At 69.5% G+C, this 22,867-nt stretch carries 18 protein-coding genes; 4 read left to right on the top strand and 14 right to left on the bottom strand.

The window, feature by feature from the left end:
• From CLV29_RS14520 to ssd, 3 genes are read right to left on the bottom strand one after another with little or no spacing between them, the layout of a single operon-like run.
• On the bottom strand, window positions 1-831 hold the full coding sequence (locus CLV29_RS14520) for a type II secretion system F family protein (RefSeq protein WP_133755822.1): 831 nt from the start codon (window positions 829-831) through the stop codon (window positions 1-3).
• Complete coding sequence (locus tag CLV29_RS14515; protein ID WP_133755821.1) at window positions 828-2,057, bottom strand: TadA family conjugal transfer-associated ATPase; 1,230 nt, start codon at window positions 2,055-2,057, stop codon at window positions 828-830. The genes CLV29_RS14520 and CLV29_RS14515 overlap by 4 nt, the downstream gene beginning before the upstream one ends.
• The gene (gene ssd, locus CLV29_RS14510) at window positions 2,054-3,112 is read right to left on the bottom strand and encodes a septum site-determining protein Ssd (RefSeq protein ID WP_133755820.1); all 1,059 of its coding nucleotides are present in this window, start codon (window positions 3,110-3,112) and stop codon (window positions 2,054-2,056) included. Before ssd ends, CLV29_RS14515 begins: the two co-directional genes overlap by 4 nt.
• A 1,022-nt stretch (window positions 3,113-4,134) precedes the next feature.
• On the opposite strand from ssd, the gene CLV29_RS14505 reads away from it, so the two are divergent.
• Complete coding sequence (locus tag CLV29_RS14505) at window positions 4,135-4,884, top strand: class I SAM-dependent methyltransferase (RefSeq protein ID WP_133755819.1); 750 nt, start codon at window positions 4,135-4,137, stop codon at window positions 4,882-4,884.
• Window positions 4,885-4,887: 3 nt separating this feature from the next.
• Here the strand turns inward: CLV29_RS14505 and CLV29_RS14500 are convergent, their stop codons facing one another.
• The 5 genes from CLV29_RS14500 to CLV29_RS14480 are packed head-to-tail and all read right to left on the bottom strand — an operon-like array spanning window position 4,888 to window position 12,193.
• Window positions 4,888-6,066, bottom strand: coding sequence for a VWA domain-containing protein (locus CLV29_RS14500; RefSeq protein ID WP_133755818.1), 1,179 nt, complete (start codon window positions 6,064-6,066; stop codon window positions 4,888-4,890).
• Window positions 6,059-8,368 (bottom strand): DUF5682 family protein, encoded by a 2,310-nt coding sequence (locus CLV29_RS14495; protein WP_133755817.1) that lies wholly within the window; start codon window positions 8,366-8,368, stop codon window positions 6,059-6,061. The genes CLV29_RS14500 and CLV29_RS14495 overlap by 8 nt, the downstream gene beginning before the upstream one ends.
• Window positions 8,368-9,450, bottom strand: a complete 1,083-nt coding sequence (locus CLV29_RS14490) for an ATP-binding protein (protein ID WP_133755816.1) — start codon at window positions 9,448-9,450, stop codon at window positions 8,368-8,370. The genes CLV29_RS14495 and CLV29_RS14490 overlap by 1 nt, the downstream gene beginning before the upstream one ends.
• Window positions 9,447-10,901, bottom strand: coding sequence for a DUF5691 domain-containing protein (locus tag CLV29_RS14485; RefSeq protein WP_166649294.1), 1,455 nt, complete (start codon window positions 10,899-10,901; stop codon window positions 9,447-9,449). The genes CLV29_RS14490 and CLV29_RS14485 overlap by 4 nt, the downstream gene beginning before the upstream one ends.
• Window positions 10,898-12,193, bottom strand: coding sequence for an SWIM zinc finger family protein (locus CLV29_RS14480; protein WP_133755814.1), 1,296 nt, complete (start codon window positions 12,191-12,193; stop codon window positions 10,898-10,900). The genes CLV29_RS14485 and CLV29_RS14480 overlap by 4 nt, the downstream gene beginning before the upstream one ends.
• Before the next feature lie 194 nt (window positions 12,194-12,387).
• Here CLV29_RS14480 and acs point away from each other — a divergent pair, with 194 nt between their 5' ends.
• Together acs and nhaA are read left to right on the top strand one after the other, a co-directional pair.
• Entirely contained in the window at window positions 12,388-14,334 is a 1,947-nt protein-coding gene (gene acs, locus CLV29_RS14475; RefSeq protein ID WP_243831957.1) for an acetate--CoA ligase, read from the top strand.
• 104 nt (window positions 14,335-14,438) lie between these two features.
• A complete protein-coding gene (gene nhaA, locus CLV29_RS14470; RefSeq protein WP_133755813.1) occupies window positions 14,439-15,641 on the top strand; it encodes a Na+/H+ antiporter NhaA in 1,203 nt (400 codons plus the stop codon).
• Window positions 15,642-15,659: 18 nt separating this feature from the next.
• Here the strand turns inward: nhaA and CLV29_RS14465 are convergent, their stop codons facing one another.
• The 6 genes from CLV29_RS14465 to CLV29_RS14440 form a co-directional block, all read right to left on the bottom strand.
• Window positions 15,660-16,340: a DUF1028 domain-containing protein gene (locus CLV29_RS14465; protein WP_133755812.1), complete on the bottom strand. Its 681-nt coding sequence runs from the start codon at window positions 16,338-16,340 to the stop codon at window positions 15,660-15,662.
• Window positions 16,337-16,747: a RidA family protein gene (locus tag CLV29_RS14460; RefSeq protein ID WP_133755811.1), complete on the bottom strand. Its 411-nt coding sequence runs from the start codon at window positions 16,745-16,747 to the stop codon at window positions 16,337-16,339. Before CLV29_RS14460 ends, CLV29_RS14465 begins: the two co-directional genes overlap by 4 nt.
• On the bottom strand, window positions 16,744-17,997 hold the full coding sequence (locus CLV29_RS14455) for a flavin-containing monooxygenase (protein ID WP_133755810.1): 1,254 nt from the start codon (window positions 17,995-17,997) through the stop codon (window positions 16,744-16,746). Before CLV29_RS14455 ends, CLV29_RS14460 begins: the two co-directional genes overlap by 4 nt.
• Window positions 17,994-18,743: an IclR family transcriptional regulator gene (locus CLV29_RS14450; protein WP_133755809.1), complete on the bottom strand. Its 750-nt coding sequence runs from the start codon at window positions 18,741-18,743 to the stop codon at window positions 17,994-17,996. The genes CLV29_RS14455 and CLV29_RS14450 overlap by 4 nt, the downstream gene beginning before the upstream one ends.
• Window positions 18,744-18,982: 239 nt before the next feature.
• A complete protein-coding gene (locus CLV29_RS14445) occupies window positions 18,983-19,906 on the bottom strand; it encodes a LysR substrate-binding domain-containing protein (RefSeq protein ID WP_243831956.1) in 924 nt (307 codons plus the stop codon).
• A 20-nt stretch (window positions 19,907-19,926) separates the two neighbouring features.
• A complete protein-coding gene (locus CLV29_RS14440) occupies window positions 19,927-21,327 on the bottom strand; it encodes an LLM class flavin-dependent oxidoreductase (RefSeq protein WP_208292980.1) in 1,401 nt (466 codons plus the stop codon).
• Between the two features lie 50 nt (window positions 21,328-21,377).
• Between CLV29_RS14440 and CLV29_RS14435 the strand changes: the two genes are divergently transcribed.
• Window positions 21,378-22,805: an FAD-binding oxidoreductase gene (locus CLV29_RS14435; RefSeq protein ID WP_166649293.1), complete on the top strand. Its 1,428-nt coding sequence runs from the start codon at window positions 21,378-21,380 to the stop codon at window positions 22,803-22,805.
• The last annotated feature ends 62 nt before the right edge of the window (window positions 22,806-22,867 follow it).

Genomic DNA, 22,867 nt, shown 5'->3' with positions numbered 1-22,867 from the left:
TCATCCTCTGGTCATCGACGGCTCGGACGGCAGCTGGGGCACCGGTCCGCTGCGGGCCGCGATCCGTTCGCCCCAGAACACACCGGCAGCAGCCAGAACCACGCCGAGGAACAGGCAGACCTGACCGACCAGGGTGTCGAGGAGGAAGGCGATCGGGTCGCCACCGACCACGAACCCGATCAACAGTCCGGCCAACGGCAGAGCCGCGAGCAACCGACCGGTGAACCGCGACGCGGCCAATTCGGTCTGCAGTTCGGCCGCCACTTCTTCCTCGGCCGCCACCGAGGTCGCCAGCCGCTGCAACAGCGGCCCGGCGGGCACACCGGACCGGATGATCAGCGACCACCCCCGGGCCAGTTCGGCCATCCCGGCGGCACCGGGTTGCGGGGACCCGGCGAACATCACCCGGACCGGGTCAGCACCGACCCGCGAGGCAGCCGCCGCCGGTTCGAGCACCGGGCACTCCAGGGCCGCCGCCGCGAGGGCCTGTTCGGGGATCGCACCACTGTGCAGGCTCTGCGCGAGGACCTGCGCCGCCTCGGCCACCGCCGACCGACGGCGCAGAGCTGCCCGGTCCCGCCGCCTGCCCCACACAGTGAGAACGATCATCGCGATCACCACACAGATCGTGGCCCCCTGCAGCAGCAGACTGCCGTACCCACTGCTGATCACCACCACTGCCCCGATCAGCACGACGACCGCAGCGGGCAGCAACCGTGCCCAGCGTCCACCAGCTGCCGGTTCCTCGGGTTGCAAACGGGACAGTGGTACACGGACCGGCCACAGGAGCCAGCCGAAGACGGCGGCACAGACGACGGCGATGATGATCATCGGCTGAGGATCCGGTCGAGCCGTTCGGCACCGCTGCACCGTTGGACCTGATCATGATCGAACCGCACGGCGGTCTCCGCACGGACCTCACCGGCGCTACGAGTCGCGACGCAGATCTCGGACAGGCTCCGGAGCCCGTCGCGTCCACGGCTGAGATGGATGAACACGTCGACAGCCGCCGCGAGCTGGGAATGCACCGCGTCCCGACCCATCCCACCGAGTGCGGCCAATGCCTCCAGCCGCGCCGGGACATCGCTCGCCGAGTTGGCGTGGACCGTACCGCAACCACCCTCGTGGCCAGTGTTCATCGCCGTCAGCAGATCGGCAACCTCGGCACCACGTACCTCACCGAGCACCAGCCGGTCGGGCCGCATCCGCAGCGCCTGCCGCACCAGGTCGGTGAGACTGATCCGACCGGCCCCCTCGGCGTTGGCCGGTCTGGCCTCCAGCCGCAGGCAGTGACCATGATCGGGATTGAGCTCCCGGGAGTCCTCGACGATCAGGATCCGTTCGTCATCGGGTACGCGGCTGAGCAGCGAGGCGAGCAAGGTGGTCTTGCCGGTGCCGGTGCCACCGCTGATCAAGAAGGCCGCCCGACAGTTGATCAAGGCATCGAACAGCTCCGCGGCGACCGGGTGCAGGCTGCCCAGCCGGACCCACTCGGCCAGGTCGAGCACCGTCCGGCGGGGAACTCGCAACGACAGGCAGGTGCCCGGATCGGCCAGCGAGGAGAGGATGGCGTGCACCCGTACCCCGTCGGCCATCCGGGCATCGACGAACGGCGCGCTGTCGTCCAGCCGTCTCCCGGCCAGGGCCGACAACCGGCTGGCGAGTCGGCGTACCTCGGCGTCATTGGCGAAACTGATGCCTGCCGGTTCCAGCCCGCGGCCCCGATCGACGAAGACCTGGTCGGGTCCGTTGACCAGCACATCGGTGACGCCCGGCTGGTGCAGCAGATCCTCCAGCGGCCCGGCCCCGGTGATGTCGCGCCGCAGTCGGCCGACGGTCTCGGCGAGCAATCGGTCGGTGACGGCGAACCCGGCCGCCCGCATGGCCTGCGCCACATCGGCCGGGGTGGGCGCCTGCTCGAGCTCGGCCAGCCAGGGCCGCAGGCGATCGAGGTCGACCTCGGCCCGAGTCGGGTCGGTGCTTTCGCGGTCCCGGCCGGATCCGACCCCGCCGAGGACCGTCGTGGCCGGATACCCCCGCCGATCGACGGTACTCATGCCGCCGACCACCACTGGCCGACCAGTGCATCGACCGCGCGGATCCAGCGACGCCCCGCGACCGCCACCGGGCCCATACCCTGATCGACCCCGCGGGCGATCCGGTGGTCGGTCGGCACCGCACCCACGAGTGGTACGCCGACCAGCTCGGCCACCTGATCGGCCGACAGCTCTCCCCACCGGTGCCGGCGCACGACCAGCCGCACAGCAGCGGCCGGCAACCGGATCCGCGTCCGGCGGGCGGCAGCGATGGAGGCGATGTCATTGCCCACCACCAGCCAGACCTCCGAGGCCAGGCGGATCACCGACTCGCTCACCGCGCCGCCACCGCGACCGAGATCGACCAGACTGGCCACGGCCTCCTCACCGGCTGCCCGCAGCACCGCGGTGACGGCCGAGGGATTCGGCTCCGGAGAACGAGGATCGGCCGACAACACCTTCACCCGGTCGCGGCCGGGCAGTTCGTCCAGCAGCCCGCGCAGGTGACCGTGGGCTGCGGCGAAATGCGACCAGCGTCGTCCGGGCACCGACTCCACGCCCAGCACCAGGTCGATCCCGCCGCTGCCCGGGTCGACATCGACGACCGCCACCGGTCCGGCCGCTTCGCCGACCGCGCCGCGGGCGCTGGGCAACCGCTGGGCCATCCCGACAGCCAAGGTCGAAGTGCCGATACCGCCGCAGCCACCGACCAGCGCGAGCAACCTGCCGCTGCCCGGTTCGGGGTCACTGCCGAACAGGGTGGTCAGCCAGCCGATCCCCTCCGGCAGCGCCAGGATCGATGCGCCCAGTGGCTGCGACCAGCGGCACAACGCCTCGGTCTGATCGTCGTGGCCCAGTAGTACGGTCTCGCCCCGTCTGCTCGGCAGTTGTTCGGTCACTCGTTGGGCCTGGTCGACACCGACCAGCACCAGCGGGCTGCTGGACCAGTTCCGGGACAACTCGACCGTCCCGTCGGCCAAGGTCGGACTGACCCCGGCGACAGCAGCGCAGGACTGGACCTGGTCCAACAGCTTTCGGTCGGCAGTGATCACCAAGGGATCGTTCGGACTCGCCATGCAGGCAGCTTCGCCGTCGCACGTACCGGATCCCAGAGCCGCCGGAAAATCTGTGGACAAAGGGGTTCCGTTTTGCTGTGGCTTGAGTCACACTGGGTTCAAGGCCTTCACAAGTGAACAGGTGGCCACGCCGAGACCAGAACCGTCCAGGGGTTGCCGAGACCGATGCAGAGCGCACGGCCGGCGATACGAACACTGCACGCATGGCGCCTGATCACAAGTGAGCACTGGCGTCCGTCGGGAGACGGGCGCCATTGCGCTGTCCGGGTGTCGGGTCACCGATGCTGCTGGCAGATCGGCCCATACAGCCGGGCAATCCGCCAATCGATCCGACCGGCATCGTCGCCGGCGCCATGGGCGGCCCTGGATGTGCAACCCTCCGGATGATTGGTGCGTGCCCCGCGAGGCAGTTGCCGCAAGCCTCAGCATCCACAGAACCCGCACTCGAGCACCGCCAACTCCCCCGAGATCGGCGATTGCCAGCCAACGCACAGTTGGCTTGCTGCGAACAACTGCCCCGCCGCCTCAAGCTGACGTGGAATGTCGCGAGGCTGCAGATTCTGACGCCGCAATCACCCGAAGTGGGATGGCGAAACGGGAGCTGACTACCTCGATGGGTGACCCTGGTACCAATCCGCTAGGACGGGAGGACCCTGGAGACCACCACCTGGGCCAGGCGTGGAAACCTTCGGGTCGTGGATCGTCAATCTGAAGTTGCGGCAACGAGGCTCGCTCAGAGCCGTCACCGGGTTCTGGGGACGTTCACTGCTGCTCCTCATTCTTCCTGCGGCGTCCTACTACCTCGTGGCGGGGGTGGTAGGTCTCCTGGCGACAGCCGTCCTACGCTGAGTAGGGCAAGGGCCCGCCGGTTCGCCCTGGAACTCCACAACCGGGTGGTACGAGCCCGGGAGACGCCGCCCGGCCACCCAGGTGCCCCGTCGAACCTGTTCGGTCGCTGTGGAGTGCTCGACACGGGCCGAGTCTGCCGTCGTTGCCCGCCGCCGACCCTTAAGGTCGGGCCCATGAGCATCCGACGTACCCCCTTTCCCGAGGACAGCGTCGGTTGGGCTCTGCCGGATGCCCGGTCGACCGTGCTCGGCATCGGCCGGCTCGGCGGCTTCGCCGAGCTGGCCAGCCGGGCCGGGCACCGGGTGGTCTGCGCCGAGGCCCGGAAGGCCGCCGCCGAGCGGATGGCCGGCCGGGTCAGTGCCGGAGCCGTCTGCTCCGAACCGACCGCATTGCCCTTCGCCTCGCACAGCTTCGACCGGGTGGTGATCGGCGAGGGACTGACCGAGAGCGCGAAGCTGCACCGTTCATTGCCGGAGATCGCCCGGGTGCTCCGGGCCCGCGGCCGGGTGGTGCTGGTGCTGAACAGCCGCGACGACACCGTTCCCTGGGTGAAGCGGCTGGGCGCCCTGGTCCAGCAGCTCGACCCGAGCGCCATGCGCGGCGCCTACGGCACCGAGACGGCCGCGGTGATCGAGGAATGCGAACACTTCGGCACCGTCGCGACCCGGACCTGGCGCAACTGGGTGCCGATCACCCGCCGTGGCCTGATCGACATGGTCAGCGCCCGGCCGGCGGTCAACCGGTGCGAGGAGACCCAGCGGGCGACCGTGCTGAAGGACATCGGCGCCCTCTACGACGCCAGCTGCCGCGCCCCGGACTCGCTGATGCTGCCGTTCCAGACCACCATCTGGAGTGCCGCGGCCGACCATTCCCAACTGGGACTGACCGCCCCGACCGAGAGCCTGCGGATCAAGATCCGCTGAGACTCAGCCCTGACTGCGTTCGGCCCGGTAACGCTCACCCCAACTTCGCAGGTCCGCACCCCGGACCGCCGCGGCCAGCAGCTCGGGGAACGCATCCGGGGTGCAGGCGAAGGCCGGGATGTCCAGCTCCACCAGCTGTGCAGCAAGATCATGATCGTAGGCCGGTGCCCCACTGTCGGCCAACGCCAACAACGCCACACACTGCACACCGGCGGTACGCAGCTGCCCCAGCCTGGTGAGCAACTCCTCGGAATCTCCGCCCTCGTAGAGATCACTGATCAGGACGAAGATCGAGTTCTGCGGTTGGGTGATCAAGGTCGAGCAGTAGCCGACGGCCCGGTTGATGTCGGTACCGCCACCGAGCTGGATCCCGAACAGCAGATCGACCGGATCCTCCAGCTGGTCGGTCAGGTCCACCACCTCGGTGTCGAAGGCCACCACCTGGGTACGCACCGAGCGGATCGAGGCCAGCACGGAGGCGAAGACCGAGGCATAGACCACCGATTCGGCCATCGACCCCGACTGATCGATCGCCAGCACGATCTCGCGCTGGACCGCCGTCGAACGCCTTCCGTACCCGATCAACCGTTCCGGCACCACGGTGCGGTGCTCGGGTTGGTAGTGCTTCAGGTTCGCCCGCACCGTCCGGTTCCAGTCGATGTCGGCGTGCCGCGGCCGATGGGTACGCGAGGCACGGTCCAGCGACCCCCGCAGCGCCGAGCGGGTGGTTTCGCCGATCCGCTTCTCGATCGCCTCCACCACCTCCCGTACCACCTGTCGGGCCGTCTCCCGGGATTCGGCCGGCAACGCATCGGCCAGCGCCACCAGGGTCCCGACCAGGTGCACATCGGGCTCGATCGAGGCCAGCATCTCCGGCTCCAGCATCAACCGGTGCAGTCTGTGTCGTTCGATCGCGTCACGCTGCATCACCTGCACCACCGTCGAGGGGAAGTAGCTGCGGATGTCACCCAACCAGCGCGCCAGCTTCGGCGAGGAACTGCCGAGACCGGCCGAACGGGGTGCGCCCGAGGCTCCCCCACCATCACCGCTGTCGTAGAGCTGACTCAGTGCCTTGTCCATCCCCTGATCGGAGGTGGGCAACGGTTCGTCCCCGCCGGTCACCAGCCGCCACCGACGCCGTCGCTCGTCCGTTCCTGCGCCGCCGGGCTGTTCCTCAGACATGCACACCCCCGTCCACCGACCCGATCCGCTCCGCACCTGCCGGCGTCGAGCTCGGAGTCAGGATGCTGCGGATCGTCTGCAGCACCCCGGCTGCGGCCAACAGGTCGATCTCGGGTTCGTCGCTGATCGCTGCCCGCTCGACACCGGCCGCCACCCGATTCAGCTCCCGACGCTCGGGTGGGGAGAAGGCACCGAAGGTACGCCGCAGCAGCGGCAGCACATCGAGGAACTCGATCTCGGCCAGTTCACCGAGCCATTCATCGACCAGGGCCAGCAAACGCTCGTCGTGGATCAGCAGCAGCGGACCGCCGGACAGGAAACCCTCGGCCCACAACGCCTTCTCCGCCGCCGACGAGCCGACCGACAGGGCCGCATGCAACCGGTCCCCCGCCTCGTCGACGCTCACCTGGCCACCGTCCAACAACATCCGCACCACCCGGCCGGAGATCCCGGGCGGCAGATCGGCCCGGTCCAACAGGGTCTGCAAGGTCTCGATCCACACCTGTTTGGCGCCGGGCAGCAGCGGTACCACCCGGTGGGTGTCGTCGATCCGCTCCCGGGCCTGTTCGGCCGCTTCCGGTGCGAGCCCGCCGAGGGCGGCGCCGAGTCCGGCACAGGCACGATCGAGCAGCCCCCGCGCGACCGTGGCCAATGCCTGCGTATCGGTGCCCCGGACATCGCCGTAACGCTGCGCCTCCACCAGCGGAACCAGCGCGGCCAACAACTCCAACACATCGTTGGTCCGGGCCGCCCGAGCGTCCAGGCCGCGCATCAGCTGCGGCAGCACCCCCGGCAGCTCGGCGACGATCGCCGCCGAGATCGCCTGGGTGATCGTGGCAAGATCATCACTGCGCTGCGACAGCCGGTACTCGGCCGCGGAGACCAAGGTCGTCCCCCACAACGATGCCTCGATCAGCTTCACCGACAGCTCCGGCTGCCAGAGCACCGCCCAGCCCTCCTTGAAGGTGCCGATGCCCCCGGTGGCCACCCGCTCGCCCCAGTCGACTCCGATGATCGACATCCGGTGCAGCAGCACCGAGCGCCGGCGATCGGTGGGGGTACGCAGGTCCAGCACGAGTTCACGTTCGGTGGCCGACGGTTTCAACCGGGCGGCCTTCGCCGCCGCCCGGAAGTCGGCCTCCAGCGGTACCACCGGAACCTCGTCGGGCACCGTACCCAACCGTTCGCCGATCACCACCTCGGAATTGATCAACTGTGCCAGCGGACGGTGGCCCTCACAGAGCACCGCCTCGGCGGCATCACTGACCTCACTGAGGCCGGCCAGCGGACGATCCCGCAGGGCGGCCAGGGCGTCGGCCAGCCGTACCGACTCGATCACGTGCGCACTGGAGACCGGCAGGTCATGATCACGCAACACCGTGGCTGCCTTGGTCATCCAGCGTTCGATCACCTGGTCGGTGGCGGAGAACAGATGGTGGTACCAGCCCGGTGATTCCACCCCGGCCCCGTAACCCGACCACAGTCCGAGCCGGGAATGGGTCCACGGCACCCAGGCCATACTGATCTTGGTCTTCGGCAGGCCACGCAGCAGTGCGTTGTCCTTGGTGGCCGGCGGCAGCTTCCCGCTGAGTGCCGGTGCATGCCAGGCGCCGCAGACGACCCCGATCGACCGGGGGCCCTGTTTGATCACCGCCCGCAGCACCTTGCGCATCTGGGCCTCCCGGCGGTCCTCCCGCAACTGTGCCTGCGGACTGCGCTGCGGCGGGGCGCTCTCGCGTACCGCGGCCATGGCCTGGGTGATCGCGTCGAAGGGGTCGCCGTCGCGGCGGGACTCGACCACATCGTCCCACCAGCGTTCGGGATCGTCGTAACCACCGGCCCGGGCGAGGACGGCGATCGGGTCCGAGCGCATCCGTTCACCGTCGGCATCCCGGTCCTCGTCGACACCCCCGTCCTCGTCGGACTCCGGATCCTCCTCCAGCTCGAGCAGGTCGGGATCCTCCTCTGCCGGGTCGGCCAGCACGATCGCGGCGGGCAGGTCCATGAACCGGACCGTCGCCCCGTGGCCGACCGCCCAGGTCAATGCCTGCCATTCGGGTGAGAACTGGGCGAGCGGCCACATCGCGGCCGCGGCCGGATCGTCGTTGCGGTACGCCAGCAGCGCGACCGGTGGTTGCAGCTCGGGATTGGCCAGGTACTCGACGAGTCCGTCGGCCTCCGGCGGTCCCTCGATCAGCACCACCTCGGGTTGCAGTTCCTCGAGTGCCGCCAGCACGGCCCGGGCCGATCCGGGGCCGTGGTGGCGGATCCCGAGGACCCGGACGAGTGGCTGTTCGGCCATCACTGCACCTCGCGGCAGGCCCAGTAGAAGTCCTTCCAGTCCTTGCGCTGTTTGACCACCGTCTCCAGGTACTCGGCCCAGACGACACCGTCGGCGACCGGGTCCTTGATCACCGCGCCGACGATCCCGCCGGCCAGTTCGGCCGCACCGAGCTCGCCGTCACCGAAATGGGTCGCCAGGGCCAGCCCGTTGGTGATCACCGAGATCGCCTCGGCGGTCGACAAGGTGCCCGAGGGAGACTTCAGGTTGGTCCGTCCGTCCTCGGTGATCCCCGAGCGCAGTTCCCGGAAGACGGTCACCACCCGGGCGATCTCCGCCGACGCCTCGGTGGCCGGCAGCTCCAGCGACCGCCCGAGATCGGCGACCCGTTGGGTGACGATCCGTACCTCGTCCTCGGCACTGGCCGGCAACGGCAGGACCACGGTGTTGAACCGCCGCCGCAGCGCCGCGGAGAGCTCGTTCACCCCACGGTCGCGGTCGTTCGCGGTGGCGATGATGTTGAACCCGGCGACGGCCTGCACCTCGGTGTTCAGTTCCGGTACCGGAAGCGTCTTCTCGCTCAGCACGGTGATCAACGCGTCCTGCACATCGGAGGGGATCCGGGTCAGTTCCTCCACCCGGGCGAGCCGTCCCTGCTGCATGGCGGTCATCACCGGGGAGGGGACCATCGCCCCCTCCGACGGCCCCTCGGCCAGCAACCGGGCGTAGTTCCAGCCGTACCGCACCGCCTCCTCGGCGGTCCCCGCGGTGCCCTGCACCAACAGCGTCGAGTCACCACTGATCGCCGCCGCCAGGTGCTCCGAGACCCACGACTTGGCCGTACCCGGCACCCCCAGCAGCAGCAATGCCCGGTCCGTGGCCAGGCTGGCGACGGCGATCTCCATCAGCCGCCGCGAACCGATGTACTTCGGTGTGATCAAGGTCCGGTCGGGCAAGGTGGCCCCGACCAGATAGTCCACCACCGCCCACGGCGAGAGCTGCCAGCTGGCGGGTCGTGGCCGCTCGTCGACCGCGGCCAGTGCCTTCAGCTCCTCGGCGAATGCCTGTTCGGCGTGCGGCCGCAGGATCGTCTGTTCGGTCACGGGGTTCCTCCCTGGTTCGGGGTACGTGCGGGGGCGTCATCGGTGAGGGGCAGGTTGCGGAGGATGGAGGCGCGCAGGTTCAGCCGTTCCGCGGCCCGCTCCCAGGCACGTCGGTGCGCCGGGCCCCGGGCCTCGAAGGCCAGGTGACGGGCGTACCCGGTGGCCGCAGGTACGTCGGCGTCGGGGACCCGCGTCACCCACAGGTCCATCAGCGGTACGGAGTGCTCCTTCCGTAACCGCTCCTCCATCCAGAAGGCGAGTCGCCGCGACAACTGGCTCGGCCACTGTGCCCACTGCTCGAGCGCCTCCGAGGTCTGGGGTTTTCTGACCAGCGAGGTCATCACCCGGTCGGCCCGCTCCTCATCGGGCAGACCGAACCACAGTTGCGGCAGATCCTCCCCGGGTCGGGAGAACCGCAGGACCCAGTAGGCGGTCTCGGCATCGCCGAAGCGGACGGCGGCCCGGGCCAGACCGCGGATCAGCTTGTCCCCACCCGGGACGGCCAATGCTGCGGCTGCCTCGACCCCGAAGATCTCCGGCCAGCGGTGCGGCACGACGGCCGCGATCGCGTCGGTGGCGCCCTCGCTCAGCGTGATCGCCCCCGGCCGGATCCGGACCGACCGGCGGGCGTTCTCCGCGGCCCGCTCGGCCTCGGCGGTTCCCGGCAGCCGCCAGGCCAGGGACTGGGCGGTGGAGCGGACCGGCAGGCTGCGGTCGGCGGCGAAGGCATCCAGCAGTGCGGTGTCGGTCTCGCTCAGCCCGTCGGCCAGGGCAGCCACCAGTTCCGCCCGCTGGGCGGCGCCGAAGTCGGCGGCGTCGGCACCGAGCAGTTCGGCCGCGGCCTGCGGGTGGGCGGCCCGGACCCGCCGGAACCAGGCGATCTGCTCGGCCGGTTCGGCGTCCGGCCAGCCTTCGGTGACCGGGCGGGTGAGGATCGACCAGCGCGGGTGCTGGCCGGCGATCCACTCACCGACCGTCCCCAGCACCGGGAGCAGCGCGTCGGCCAGCTCCGTGCCGCTCACGCCACCGGCATTGGTCCGGGTGGCGGTCAGCAGGGCCGGTACGCGGAGCGGCGGCAGCACCTGCCCGGCGGCGCGGATCCGGCGCAGCGCCAGCAGCAGCAGCGGCCGGTCCTCGGCCAGCCGGAGCAACAGCTGGTCGACCACCGTAGAGTTGGTCGGCCGGGACTCGGTCACCGGAGGATCGGGAGGCCCCACCTGGACCGTCGGCACGACCGTGCGCAACCCGGCCGAGAGCAGCGCCGCGGTGTCCAGCAATGCCTCCGCAGGCTCCGCCGCCACCGGTTGCAGGTCCGGCGCCAGGGTGCTCAGGACGACCTCGCGGGAGGCGACACCGAGCACTGCGGCCGCCGCGAGGTCGGCGAAACGGGGTGCCGGGCCGTCGGCCTGCGGTTCGCTGCCCGCCACTTCTGCCCCTGTCTCGGCGGTCACAGCGGATGCACCCGCCCGTCGATCACACTGCCGGGCAGCAGCCCGGCCTCGGACCACTCGCCGAAGAGGACCGCCGGCACTCCGGCCATCAGTGCCAGCACCTGCCACAGGATCTCCTCCGGCCCGCTCAGCGGTACGGTCACGCCGTCGGCATCGGTGAGCCCGAATCGGCCCTCGCTGAATCCGACGGTGCCGGCCAACAGCACCGGCGCCTGCCGGGTCCACGGGTCCAGAGCGAGCAGCTCGGCCCACCCCCGTCCGACCTCGGCGGCCGTATCACCGGCCACCCGCCATCCGCTCACCGGTTCGGCGTCACCGGCGGTGGCTCCGATCACTGCCCGCAGCGCGGGGCGGCCGGGATAGAAGTGGAGGTCGGCGGTGAGCGCCGACCCCGGCGGCAGTGGCATCTCCCAGGGGGCGCCGTTGGCCGAGTGCAACAGCACCAGTGCCCAGCGCCGGGTGCGCTGACCCCGCAGCCAGACCCGCCGGGTGGAGACCTGCTCCTCGTCCAGGTCGCGCACCCCCACCGCCACCCACCGGTCGTGCACGGGTTCGCCCGCGAGCACCTCGGCCTTGGCGGTGGTGAACCCGATCCTGCTGCGCACCGTCGCGACCAGCTCGGCCGGTAGGTCGTCGATCCGTTCCCAGGCCCTGGCCAGCAGGTGCATCCCGGAGAGTTCGGCCAGCAGCCGTTCGGGCCAGCCCTGCCCGGAGGCGATCACCCCCGGCAGCCGACGCAGCCAGTTCGCCACAGCCGGGGCCTGGGCGTCGACCATCCGGGCGGCCATCGGCTCGGCCCAGCGGTACGGGTCGGCGGCGGCGCGGGCCAGCCCGCCACGTACCTGATCGGCCAGCCAGCGGTCGAGTTCGACCATGCCGGCACTGACCCGTTCGGTCCGCCGCTGTGCCCGGGCGACTGCTGCGGCCCGCTGCTCCGGGGTCTGCTCGGTGCCGGCCGACCGGTCGGCCGGCGCCGGCTCGGCTCGCAGCGCGGTCGGCGGTGGGGCGACCCCGTCGTCACCGCCGAGCTGTCCCTGGGCCCACAGGAACAGCAGTCCGAGGGCATGTTTGCAGGGGAACTTCCGTGACGGACAGGTGCATTTGTACCGCGGGCCTTCGGTGTCGATACTCACCTGGTAGGGCGTTCGCCCCGAGCCTCGACACTGGCCCCACAGCAGCCCGCCGTCCACCCCGGTGGCACTCCACGGAGCAGGTACGGCGAGCCGGCGGCCGGCCACCTCCGACGCCGAATCGGGGGCCGCTGCCGCCACCCGGTCCACCGTCCACGCCATTGCTTCAGCCTAGGCCCTGGCGGCGACAGCCGAAGCCGCCGACGAACGGCTCACCCCTCCGTTCGGTGAGGGGCCCGCCGACCGGGGTGGGCATCGCCAGCGACGGTGGGTGGTCGCTAGGCTGCCACCGAACGGCGACGGCGCCAGCTGCCCCCGCAGCGCCGACCAGCACAGTCAGTCGAAGGAGACGCATTGTGAACCAAGCTGCACGCGAAGACCTGACCACGCCGACCTTTCCGCCGCCGGAGGAGCTGGCGCGGAACGCGAACGTCACCGAGGCCACCTACGCACAGGCCGAGGTCGACGACCTGGCCTTCTGGGCCGAACAGGCCAAGCGGATCAGTTGGTCCAAGGAACCGACCGAGGTGTTGGACTGGAGCAACGCCCCGTTCGCCAAGTGGTTCGCCGACGGGGAGCTGAACGCCGCCTACAACATGGTCGACCGCCATGTGGAGGCCGGCCACGGCGACCGGGTCGCCTTCCACTTCGAGGGTGAACCGGGTGATGCGCGCGCGATCACCTACGCCGAGCTGAAGGACGAGGTCTCCCAGCTGGCCAATGCCCTGGTCGAGTTGGGGGTGCAGGCCGGTGATCGGGTGGCGATCTACATGCCGATGATCCCCGAGGCCGTGATCGCGATGGTCGCCTGCGCCCGGCTCGGTGCACCCCATGTGGTCGTCTTCGGTGGCTTCTCCGCCGACGCCTTGGTGAACCGGATCAACGACTGCGGTTGCGAGATCGTGATCACCGCCGACGGCGGCTACCGACGGGGCAAGCCCTCGGCGCTGAAACCGGCCGTGGACAAGGCGCTCCTGCAGTGCCCGCAGGTACGCAATGTGATCGTGGCGAAGCGGACCGGTCAGGACACCGAGATGGTGCAGGGCCGTGACCTGTGGTGGGACGACTTCGTCGCCACGCAGTCGACCGAGCACACCCCGGAGTCGTTCCCGGCCGAGCAGCCGCTGTACGTGATGTACTCCTCGGGTTCGACCGGGAAGCCGAAGGGCATCCTGCACACCACCGGCGGCTACCTGGTGGGTACGGCTTACACCCACTGGGCGACCTTCGACCTGAAGCCGGAGACCGATGTCTTCTGGACCGCCGCCGACATCGGCTGGGTCACCGGGCACAGCTATCTGGTCTATGCGCCGCTGCTGAACGGCGCCACCTCGGTGCTCTACGAGGGCACACCGGACACCCCGCACAAGGGCCGCTGGTGGGAGATCATCGACAAGTACCGGGTGACGATCCTCTACTGCGCACCGACGGCCATCCGTACCTTCATGAAGTGGGGCTCGGAGATCCCCGAGCGGTACGACCTGTCGTCGCTGCGGATCCTCGGTTCGGTCGGCGAACCGATCAATCCCGAGGCCTACCTCTGGTACCGCAAGCACATCGGACACGACGACACCCCGGTGGTCGACACCTGGTGGCAGACCGAGACCGGTATGCACCTGATCTCGCCGATGCCCGGCGTCGCGACCGGCAAGCCCGGTGCGGCGATGCGCGCCCTACCGGGAGTCAGCGTCGAGGTGGTCGATGACGAGGGCAAGGTGCTGGGCAAGGGTGAGTCGGGCCTGCTGGTGCTGACCAAGCCCTGGCCGGCAATGTTGCGCTCACTGTGGAACGACGATCAGCGCTACATCGACACCTACTGGTCGCGCTTCGACAACATGTACTTCGCCGGTGACGGGGCCAAGCGTGATGCCGACGGCGACATCTGGCTGCTCGGCCGGGTGGACGACGTGATGAACGTCTCCGGCCACCGGATGTCGACCGCCGAGATCGAATCGGCGCTGGTCTCCCATCCGAAGGTGGCCGAGGCCGCCGTGGTCGGTGCCACCGACGAGACCACCGGGCAGGCGATCGTCGCCTTCGTCATCCTGCGCTCCGATGCCGGCGACGGTGGTGATGACATCGTCAACGAGTTGCGTACCCATGTGGCCAACGAGATCGGCGCGATCGCCAAGCCGAAGTCGATCATGGTCGTCAGCGAACTGCCGAAGACCCGTTCGGGCAAGATCATGCGGCGGCTGCTGCGCGACATCGCCGAGGACCGCGAGGTCGGCGATGTGACCACCCTGCAGGACTCCTCGGTGATGGATCAGATCAAGTCCGGGCTGAAGGGCGGCAGCGACTGATCCCGTGGTACGGCCGCGGGAGCGGTCGAACGGTGTAGGATCTCTCGCGGAGTGCCGGGAAGTCTGGTCGGCGACCAGTCCGCCGACCCCGCAGGAGTTTCCCGATGATCACCCCGGCCAGTCCTTCCACCCGCGAACGCCTCACCTCGCTGCTGCGGCGCGACACCGTCGGCGGTTTGTTGATGTTGCTCGCCGCAGTCACCGCGCTGTTGTGGGCCAATCTCGGCACGGCCGGCTACGAGGCCGTCAGCACGTTCGTGATCGGCCCGATGGATGTCGCCCACTGGGCGAGTTCGGGTGTGCTGACGATCTTCTTCTTCCTGGCCGGTCTGGAGCTCAAGCAGGAGTTCACCGACGGCTCGCTGGCCGAGCCGCGCAAGGCCCTGGTGCCGATCGCCGCCGCCGTCGGCGGCATCATCGTCCCGGCGCTGATCTATCTCGTGATCAACGGCGCCCACCCGGCCGGTGATCATCGGGGATGGGCGGTGCCGATGGCGACCGACATCGCCTTCGTGATGGCGATCCTGGCGATCGTCGGGCGCGGACTGCCCCGGGCCTTGCGGGCCTTCCTGCTGACCCTGGCGATCGTCGACGACCTGGGCGCGATCCTGGTGATCGCCGTCGCCTTCACCGCCGACCTGAGTCCGGTCTGGCTGCTCGCCGCCCTGGCCTGTTTCGTTCTCTGGTGGCTGTTGCAGTACCGCCGGCGTGGAGCGTGGTACGTCTTCCTTCCGCTCGGTGTCCTCGCCTGGTGGTGTCTGCACGCCTCCGGGGTGCATGCGACGATCGCCGGTGTGGTCCTCGGCCTGTTGACCCGGGCACGCCGCGACCCCGGTGAAGCAGCGGCCCCGGTGCAGCGGTGGCAACATCGGTGGCAGCCGATCAGCAGCGGACTGGCCGTACCGGTCTTCGCCCTGTTCGCCGCCGGGGTCACCCTCGAACCGGAGTTGCTGGGCCAGTTGTTCAGCGATCCCGTGGCGCTCGGCGTCGCCGCCGGGTTCATGCTCGGCAAGCCGATCGGCATCACCCTCACCGCCTGGCTGACGACCAGGCTCACCGGTGCCGCACTGGATCCGAGCCTGCACTGGCGGCACGTGCTGGCCGGAGGCCTGCTGGCCGGGGTCGGCTTCACCGTCGCCATCTTCGTCACCGAGCTGGCCTTCGGCGGCGGGCCGGAGCAGGACATCGCCAAGACCGCGGTCCTGCTGACCTCGGCCTGTGCGGCCGTGCTGGGGGGCGGCCTGCTGGCACTGATGGGCCGTACCGGAACGGCCACCGCCGGGAGCGGTGTCCGCCAGACCCGCTGAGGCTTTCCGGGCCGGGGGTCAGCGCTCGTCGCCGGGCACCCCGTACCCCGGGGAGGCGTCCGGATCGAGCGCCCGCTGGATGTAGTCGTCGCGCTGCGGCAGCCACACCTGCAGCAGCCGGCGCAGCTCGGCGATCGGGGAATCGCTGAGGTCGACCCGGAGATCGGTCACCCGCCACCCCAGACCGGAGATCACCGACAACCCCGCCGAGTGGACCGGACCGGCCTCGCCCCCGGCCTCGACGGCCGTCTCCAGCACCGCCATCAGCGTCTCCTCCAGCGGCTCGCGCTCCGGCCGGTTCGACCAGCGTTCGACCATCAGTGAGGGGATCAGCTCGGTGGCCAGCATGTTCCCGGCAGCGACCACTCCGTCCCCGGTCCGTTCCCCGACCGTACCCAGGGCATGGGAGCCGGAGTGGACGGCAGCGCCACCGGCGGCGTCGACCACCAGCAGTTGCCGCCACGCCAAGGTCGGTTCGGATTCGCGCACCGTCTGCAGCGCCTGCTCCGCCGACTGCCCGGTGGCCAGCAGGCTCAGCAGCCGCGGACCCAATCGCGGGTCGGTGACGTTCTGCGAGTGCACCGCGCCGATGCCATCGGCCAGATGGACACAGCGGGCAGCGACCGCCGGGGAGGAGGAACAGATCACCGAACCGAAGGCACCGCTGCTCGGGTCCCGGGCGAGGAGGGAGAAGGTCATGGCTGGAGCACCGCGGTGGCGTCGATCTCGACCAGCCATTCCGGGCGCGCCAGCGCCGAGACGACGATCCCGGTGGAGACCGGGTAGACCCCCTTCAGCCATCGCCCCATCACCTTGTAGACGGGCTCGCGGTAGCGGATGTCGGTCAGGTAGACGACGACCTTGACGATGTCGTCCAAGGTCCCGCCCGCCTCCTGCAGCAGCAGGTCGATGTTCGCCATCGCCCGTTCGGCCTGGGCCTCGACATCGCCCACACCGACGTTCTCCCTGCTGTCCAGGTCCTGCCCGATCTGCCCCCGCAGGTAGACGGTCCCGTTCGCGACCACGGCCTGGCACAGGTCATTGTCCAGCTCCTGCTCGGGATAGGTCTGCTTGGTGTTGAACGGGCGGATCCGCTGATGGCTCATCGAGCCTCACTTCCGTAGGCGAGGTAGGTACGTTGGATCTCGATCTGGTCGGCCAGGTACTTGGCGTCGTGCCAGACCCCCCAGATGAAGCTGGAGCCGCGCCGGGACAGCCAGGGCAGGCCGAGGAAGTAGACCCCCGGTTCGTCGGCGACACCCCGCTGATGCCGTGGCCGGCCCGCAGCGTCGAAACTGTCCACCTTCAGCCAGCCGTAGTCGGTCCGGTAGCCGGTCGCCCAGACGACCGCGCCGATCCCGGCGGCGGCGACGTCGAGCGAGGACAGCGGATCGGTCAGGCAGGGCGGATCGGGCAGCACCCGGCGGTCCTCGGGCAACGCCGGTGGCAGATCGAGTCCGTTGCTCTCGACATAGGCATCGGCCTCGTCGAGGAATGCCCGATAGTCGGCATCACCGCAGGCGATGTTCTCGACCAGGTCAGGGGCGAAACCGATCACTCCGTCACCGAAGGACTCGGTGCGCCCGACCAGGGTCACCCCGGTCGCGGCGAGCTCCCGGAAGTCGACGGTGTGCCCACCCTTGGCACCGGAGACCGCGAAGGTCACATGTTCGGCACCTTCGGCCGGCGTGGTCCGGTCCCATTTGCCGAGCACGCCGAGCCACCAGACGTTGTCCCGCCCGCGATAGCGCCGGGGTGGCCGGTCATGGGCACTGAGGGACAGCCAGACCTCGCGACCGGACTCGCGCAGTTCGGCGGCGATCTGCGCACCGGAGGCGCCGCCACCCACCACCAGCACCCCGCCGGGGGGCAGTTGGCCGGGATTGCGGTAGTCGGCCGAATGCAGTTGGCACAAGCCTGCGGTGGCCGGAATCAGGGAGGGGACGACCGGGGTCTGGAAGGGGCCGGTCGCGGCCACCACGAACCGGCACTCGATCGGCCCGGCGGAGGTCTCGGCCAGGAACTGCGGGCTGCCGTGGACCTTGGTCACCGAGGTGACCTCGACGCCGGTACGTACCGGCGCACCGAGCATCGAGGCGTAGTCGACGAAGTAGTCGGCGACCTGCTCCTTCGGTACGAAGGCGTCCGGTTCGGCATCCATCGACATCGAAGGGAAGCGGTCGTGCCAGGCGGGCCCGTTGGCGACCAGCGAGTCCCACCGGCCGGAGCGCCAGCGTTCGGCGATCCGGCCGCGTTCGAGGACCAGGTGGTCGATCCCCTGGGCGGTGAGGTGCTCACTCATGGCGATCCCGGCCTGTCCGGCGCCGACCACCAGTACCTCGGTGCGCTCGCTCATCGCTCACCGGCGCAGGGGGATCCCAGTGCCCGGCTGAGATCGGCGGCGGCACGGCAGACGGCGTCGGCGATCTCCAGATGGTCCTGTCGCTTGTGGGAGAGGAAGGAGACCGTCACCGCTGCGGTCGGACGGTCGGTACGGTCGGTGACCGCGGCCGAGATGCAGGTGACGGTCCGGCTGACGCACCCCTTCTCGATCGACCAGCCGCGCCGCAGATCCTCGGTCAGCAGGTCCCGCAGCTCGCGCAGCGTCGACGGTCCCTGTCCGTTCAGCCGGACCAGCGGTCCGGCGTCGGCGAAGTGGGCCAGCACCTCCCGGCGCGGCAGCCGGGCCAGGATGGCCCGGCCGCTGGCGGTGAGATGGGCGGGCAGGCGGACGCCCTTGTCGGTGACCAGGGCGATCGGTCGGGCCGGTTGCACCTTGGACAGGTAGAGCACCTCGTCGCCCTGCAGGATGCTCAGCGCCGCCGACTCCTGGATGGTCCGGGCCAGTCGGGTCAGATGCGGACGGGCCAGGTTCTCCAGCGAGGAGCGTTGGGAATAGGCGCTGCCCAGTTCGGCCACCCCGCCGCCCAGGGCATACCCGTGGGCGTCGGGTACGTGGACGACCAGGCCTTCCTCGACCAGGGTCTGCAGCAGCTGGTAGGTGCTGGAACGGGGAATGTGCAGACTGCGGGCCAGGGCGCCGGCCGAGACCGGTTGCACATTGCGGGCGAGTTCGCGCAACAGGGCGACAGCATTGCGCACAGCCGGAACCCGGGCTCCGCTCTGGCGGGTTTCGTGCCGGGGGCCGAATGCGCCGAGGTCGGCGGATTCGACGGGTTCGACGGCGGAGGGAAGAGACACCGGACCTCCCGAGGTCAGGACGGGATCAATTGGACCTCTTCAGTCTCAAACCGCCCACAACATCAGTCAAACAGTGAAAAGCGCATGACTTCATAAGCTCGATAGATGTGTTTGCGCCGCTGAAACGTCACCGAAATCTTCTACCGGCGATCGGCGAAGACCTGCCGTACCAGGTCGGCGACCGCCCGGGCGCGAGCCGAGGGATGGGAACCGTTCAGCGAGGAGATCACCACCGGCAGCGGGGAGACCTGGTCCCTGATCGGTACCGCCGCCACCCGCCCACCGTCGTAGGCCAGGGCGTCGACCGGTCGCTGGTTCAAGATGGAGTAACCGTGGCCGTGACCGACCAGCGCCCGGACGGTCTCGAAGCTCGGCGTCCGGTGCCGGATCGTCGGTTCGATGCCGACCGAGTGCAACAGGTCGAGGAAGTACTCCCGGCTGTGCGGCAGGTCCAGCAGGATCATCCGTTCGCGGCCGAGTTCGCGCAGGCCCACCGAGGGCTTCAGCGCCAGCGGGTGGTCGGCGGCCAACAGGACATAGGGCGGTGTGGCGTCGACGACCTCGGAGACGATCCCGTTGGCCAGCCCGAAGTCGTAGCCGACGGCGATCTCGGAGCGGCCGGACTGCAACTCCTCGACCGCCTGGGCCGCGTCGACCTCCACCACCTCCAGGCTCAGCTCCGGATGCAGGTTCCGGGCCCGGCTGAGCAGTTCGGGCAGGGCGAACGGGGCGATGGTGACGAAGAAGGCCAGCCGCAACGTACCCCGCACATGTTCACCGACCCCCTGGGCCGACTCGACCGCCCGGTCGAGCGCGGCCAGCAGTTCTCGGACGTGGACCAGCAACTGGCTGCCGGCCGGGGTGAGGATCAACCCCTTGGACCGCCGACGGACGAACAACTGGGTGCCGACGCCGCGCTCGAGCGCGGCGATGGCCGAGGAGACCGCCGACTGGGCGACATAGAACTCCTCCGCCGCGGCGGTCATGCTCAGGTGGACCGCCGCGGACTGGAAGTAGCGCAGTTGGACGAGCGTGATCGACGATCGGTCGGCGGTCCAGGTCACCCGCCGATCCTCGCACGCCGTCAGGACTTGACGTGCTGGTTCGCCGGCCGGGCCAGCCCCAGATTCTCCCGCAGCGTGGATCCGGTCCATTCGGTACGGACCATGCCCCGGCGCTGCAGTTCGGGAATCGCCAGCTCGACGAAGTCGGCGAGATTTCCCGGCAGCCAGTTGACCGACATCATGAAGCCGTCGCCGGCTCCCTGGTCCACCCAGTCCTGCAGGTGGTCGGCGACCTGCACCGGGTCGCCGCAGAAGACCGTCGTCGCCCGGGTGAACCGCATCGCCACCTCCCGCAGGGTCAGGCCCTGCCGGATCAGGTCCGCCGCCTCGGCGAAGTAGACCTGATGGTGGTTGGACTTCTCCGGGATCCGGTCCAGCGGTACCGGCTCGTCCAGCGGGAGGTCGAACAGGGAGGTCTCCAGGTCGTTGCACAGGTGCATGATCTTGGCGCCGATCGGGACCAGGGAGTCCATCAGCTCACGCTTCTCGATCGCCTCGGCCTCGGTCCGGCCGACGATCACCTGCAGTCCGGACAGCACCTTCAGCTCATCGGGATGCCGACCGTACTTCTCCATCCGTCCCTTCAGGTCGTCGTAGAAGGCCTTGGCGGCCTCCACCGACGATCCGGTACCGAAGACCACCTCGGCGGTCCGTGCGGCCAGTTCCTTGCCCGGCACCGAGGCACCGGCCTGGATGATCACCGGCCATCCCTGCGGCGGCCGGGCGATCGGCAGTCCGCCGTAGACCCGGAAGAACTTGCCGTCATGATCGACCACGTGGAACTTCGACGGGTCGAAGTTGACCGCATTCTCCTTGTCGTAGACGAAGGCGTCGTCCTCCCAGGTGTCCCAGTAGGAGGAGACGACGTCGAAGGCCTCCTCGGCCATCACGTACCGCTCGTCATGTGGCGCCAGTTTGGCCTGCCCGAAGTTGCGGGCGGCGTAGTCGTTGGCGCTGGTGACGACATTCCAGGCGGCCCGGCCGTGCGAGATGTGATCGAGGGAGGCGAACATCCGGGCGATGTTGAACGGCTCCACGAAGCTGGTGGAGGCGGTGGCTCCCAGGCCGATGTGCTGGGTCGCCCCGGCGACGGCCGACAGCACCGTCAACGGCTCCAAGGAGTTGAAGTACATCGGCGACTGCGACCAGTACTCCAGGTTGTCGGTCCGGGTGGCCGGGGTGTCGGCCAGGAAGAAGAGGTCGAAGAACCCGCGTTCAGCGAGCTGGGCCATCTGCTTGTACTGCTCCACATCGGTCACCATGGCCGGGTCGACATCGGGGTGCCGCCAGGCTCCGGTGGTGTTTCCGGGCGGGACGATCAGGGCACTGAGCGCAATCTGTTTGGTCACCACCCCATCCAAACCGCTGCGGGCACCCGGCGTCAGGCCACCGGGACAACCGGTGTCTGCGATATCGGACACTGACTGCTCCGAGCCTCGGTTCAGCACCCGACCGCGCTGGAACGATGATCATGACGAATCGATCCGAAGGAGCTGCGGTGAACACCTCACCCGGGACCGCCGAAGCCGTGGCCGAGCTGTGCGCGGCCCTGCCGCAGGTGGTGTCCACCGACCCGGCGGTCCGTGCCGCCGCGTCCCACGACCGTTCCCATCACGAAAGCGCTCCCCCGCTGGCCGTGATCACCCCGACCGACACCGAGCAGGTCTCGACCGCCCTGCGGATCTGTCACCGGCACCGGTTGCCGGTGGTGACCCGGGGATCGGCCACCGGGCTGGAAGGAGGGTCCAATGCCTTCGACGGTTCGGTGGTGCTGGACCTGCGCGCAATGGACCGGATCGTCGCGATCCACGCCGCGGACTTCGACGCGGTGGTGCAACCGGGAGTGATGAAGAGCAGCCTGAATGCCGCCCTCGATCCCCATGGCCTGTTCTTCCCCGGCGGTCCCGGGGTCGACGCCTCGATGGGCGGGATGATCTCCACCCGGGCCAGCGGTACCAATGCGGTGCGGTACGGGACGATGCGCGAGCAGGTGCTGGCACTGACCGCCGTCCTGGCCGACGGCAGGATCATCCACACCGGCACCCGCGCCCGGAAGTCGGCGGCAGGCTACGACCTGACCCACTTGCTGGTGGGGGCGGAGGGAACCCTGGCCGTGATCACCGAGGCGACCGTGAAGGTGTACGGCAAACCCGATGCCACCGCGGCGATGATCTGCTCCCTGGACTCGATCTCCGATGCCACCGCGGTGGTCCAGCAGGCGCTCACCCGGGAGGTACCGCTGGCCCGGGTGGAATTGATCGACGACATCACCATGGGCGCGATCAATGCCTGGACCGGGTCGGAGTTCGTCGTCGCGCCGACCGTGATCTTCGAAGTCACCGGAAGCCGTCTGGCGGTGCAGGAGAATGTCGAACTGCTCGGAGACCTCGCCCGCTCGGTCGGCGCGACCGGGATCCGGATCGCCACCGACCCGACCGAGGTGGCCGAGATCTGGTCGGCCAGGGCGCAGGTGCTGCCCTCCACCGCCGCCCTCGTACCCGACGCCAGGACCTGGTCGACCGATGTCTGCGTACCGATCAGCCGGCTGGCCGAATGCATCGCCCTGACCCAGGCCGATGTCGCCGAGACCGGGATCCTGGCACCGATCGTCGGTCATGTCGGCGACGGCAACTTCCATCTGGCGATCGTCCTCCCGCCCGATGATCCCGAGGCCCGCGAGCGCGCCGGTCTGGTCAACGAACGACTGATCGACCGGGCACTGTCCATGGGCGGGACCTGCACCGGGGAGCACGGCATCGGAGTCGGGAAGGTCGCCGCACTGGCCCGTGAACACCACGATGCCCTGCCGGTGATGCAGTTGATCAAGGACGCCCTGGACCCCCGGCACATCCTCAATCCCGGGGTGATCCTCACCGACCCGACGACCGATCGTCGATGAGCAGCAGCCACATCGACCTCACACACCCCCCCATACACAGATCGCCCATACACAGATCGCCG

It is taken from the genome of Naumannella halotolerans (genome assembly GCF_004364645.1).
GTDB lineage: Bacteria > Actinomycetota > Actinomycetes > Propionibacteriales > Propionibacteriaceae > Naumannella > Naumannella halotolerans.
Note: the sequence above shows the minus strand (reverse complement) of the source record. Positions and strands in the feature narration are given on the sequence as shown.

Coding starts and splice junctions, on each gene's coding strand:
- CLV29_RS14515 (WP_133755821.1), bottom strand. CDS start 2,057: ATGAGTACCGTCGATCGGCGGGGGTATCCGGCCACGACGGTCCTCGGC.
- CLV29_RS14455 (WP_133755810.1), bottom strand. CDS start 17,997: ATGAGCGAGCGCACCGAGGTACTGGTGGTCGGCGCCGGACAGGCCGGG.
- CLV29_RS14500 (WP_133755818.1), bottom strand. CDS start 6,066: ATGTCTGAGGAACAGCCCGGCGGCGCAGGAACGGACGAGCGACGGCGT.
- CLV29_RS14460 (WP_133755811.1), bottom strand. CDS start 16,747: ATGAGCCATCAGCGGATCCGCCCGTTCAACACCAAGCAGACCTATCCC.
- CLV29_RS14520 (WP_133755822.1), bottom strand. CDS start 831: ATGATCATCATCGCCGTCGTCTGTGCCGCCGTCTTCGGCTGGCTCCTG.
- CLV29_RS14505 (WP_133755819.1), top strand. CDS start 4,135: ATGAGCATCCGACGTACCCCCTTTCCCGAGGACAGCGTCGGTTGGGCT.
- ssd (WP_133755820.1), bottom strand. CDS start 3,112: ATGGCGAGTCCGAACGATCCCTTGGTGATCACTGCCGACCGAAAGCTG.
- CLV29_RS14495 (WP_133755817.1), bottom strand. CDS start 8,368: ATGGCCGAACAGCCACTCGTCCGGGTCCTCGGGATCCGCCACCACGGC.
- CLV29_RS14480 (WP_133755814.1), bottom strand. CDS start 12,193: ATGGCGTGGACGGTGGACCGGGTGGCGGCAGCGGCCCCCGATTCGGCG.
- CLV29_RS14465 (WP_133755812.1), bottom strand. CDS start 16,340: ATGACCTTCTCCCTCCTCGCCCGGGACCCGAGCAGCGGTGCCTTCGGT.
- CLV29_RS14435 (WP_166649293.1), top strand. CDS start 21,378: ATGACGAATCGATCCGAAGGAGCTGCGGTGAACACCTCACCCGGGACC.
- nhaA (WP_133755813.1), top strand. CDS start 14,439: ATGATCACCCCGGCCAGTCCTTCCACCCGCGAACGCCTCACCTCGCTG.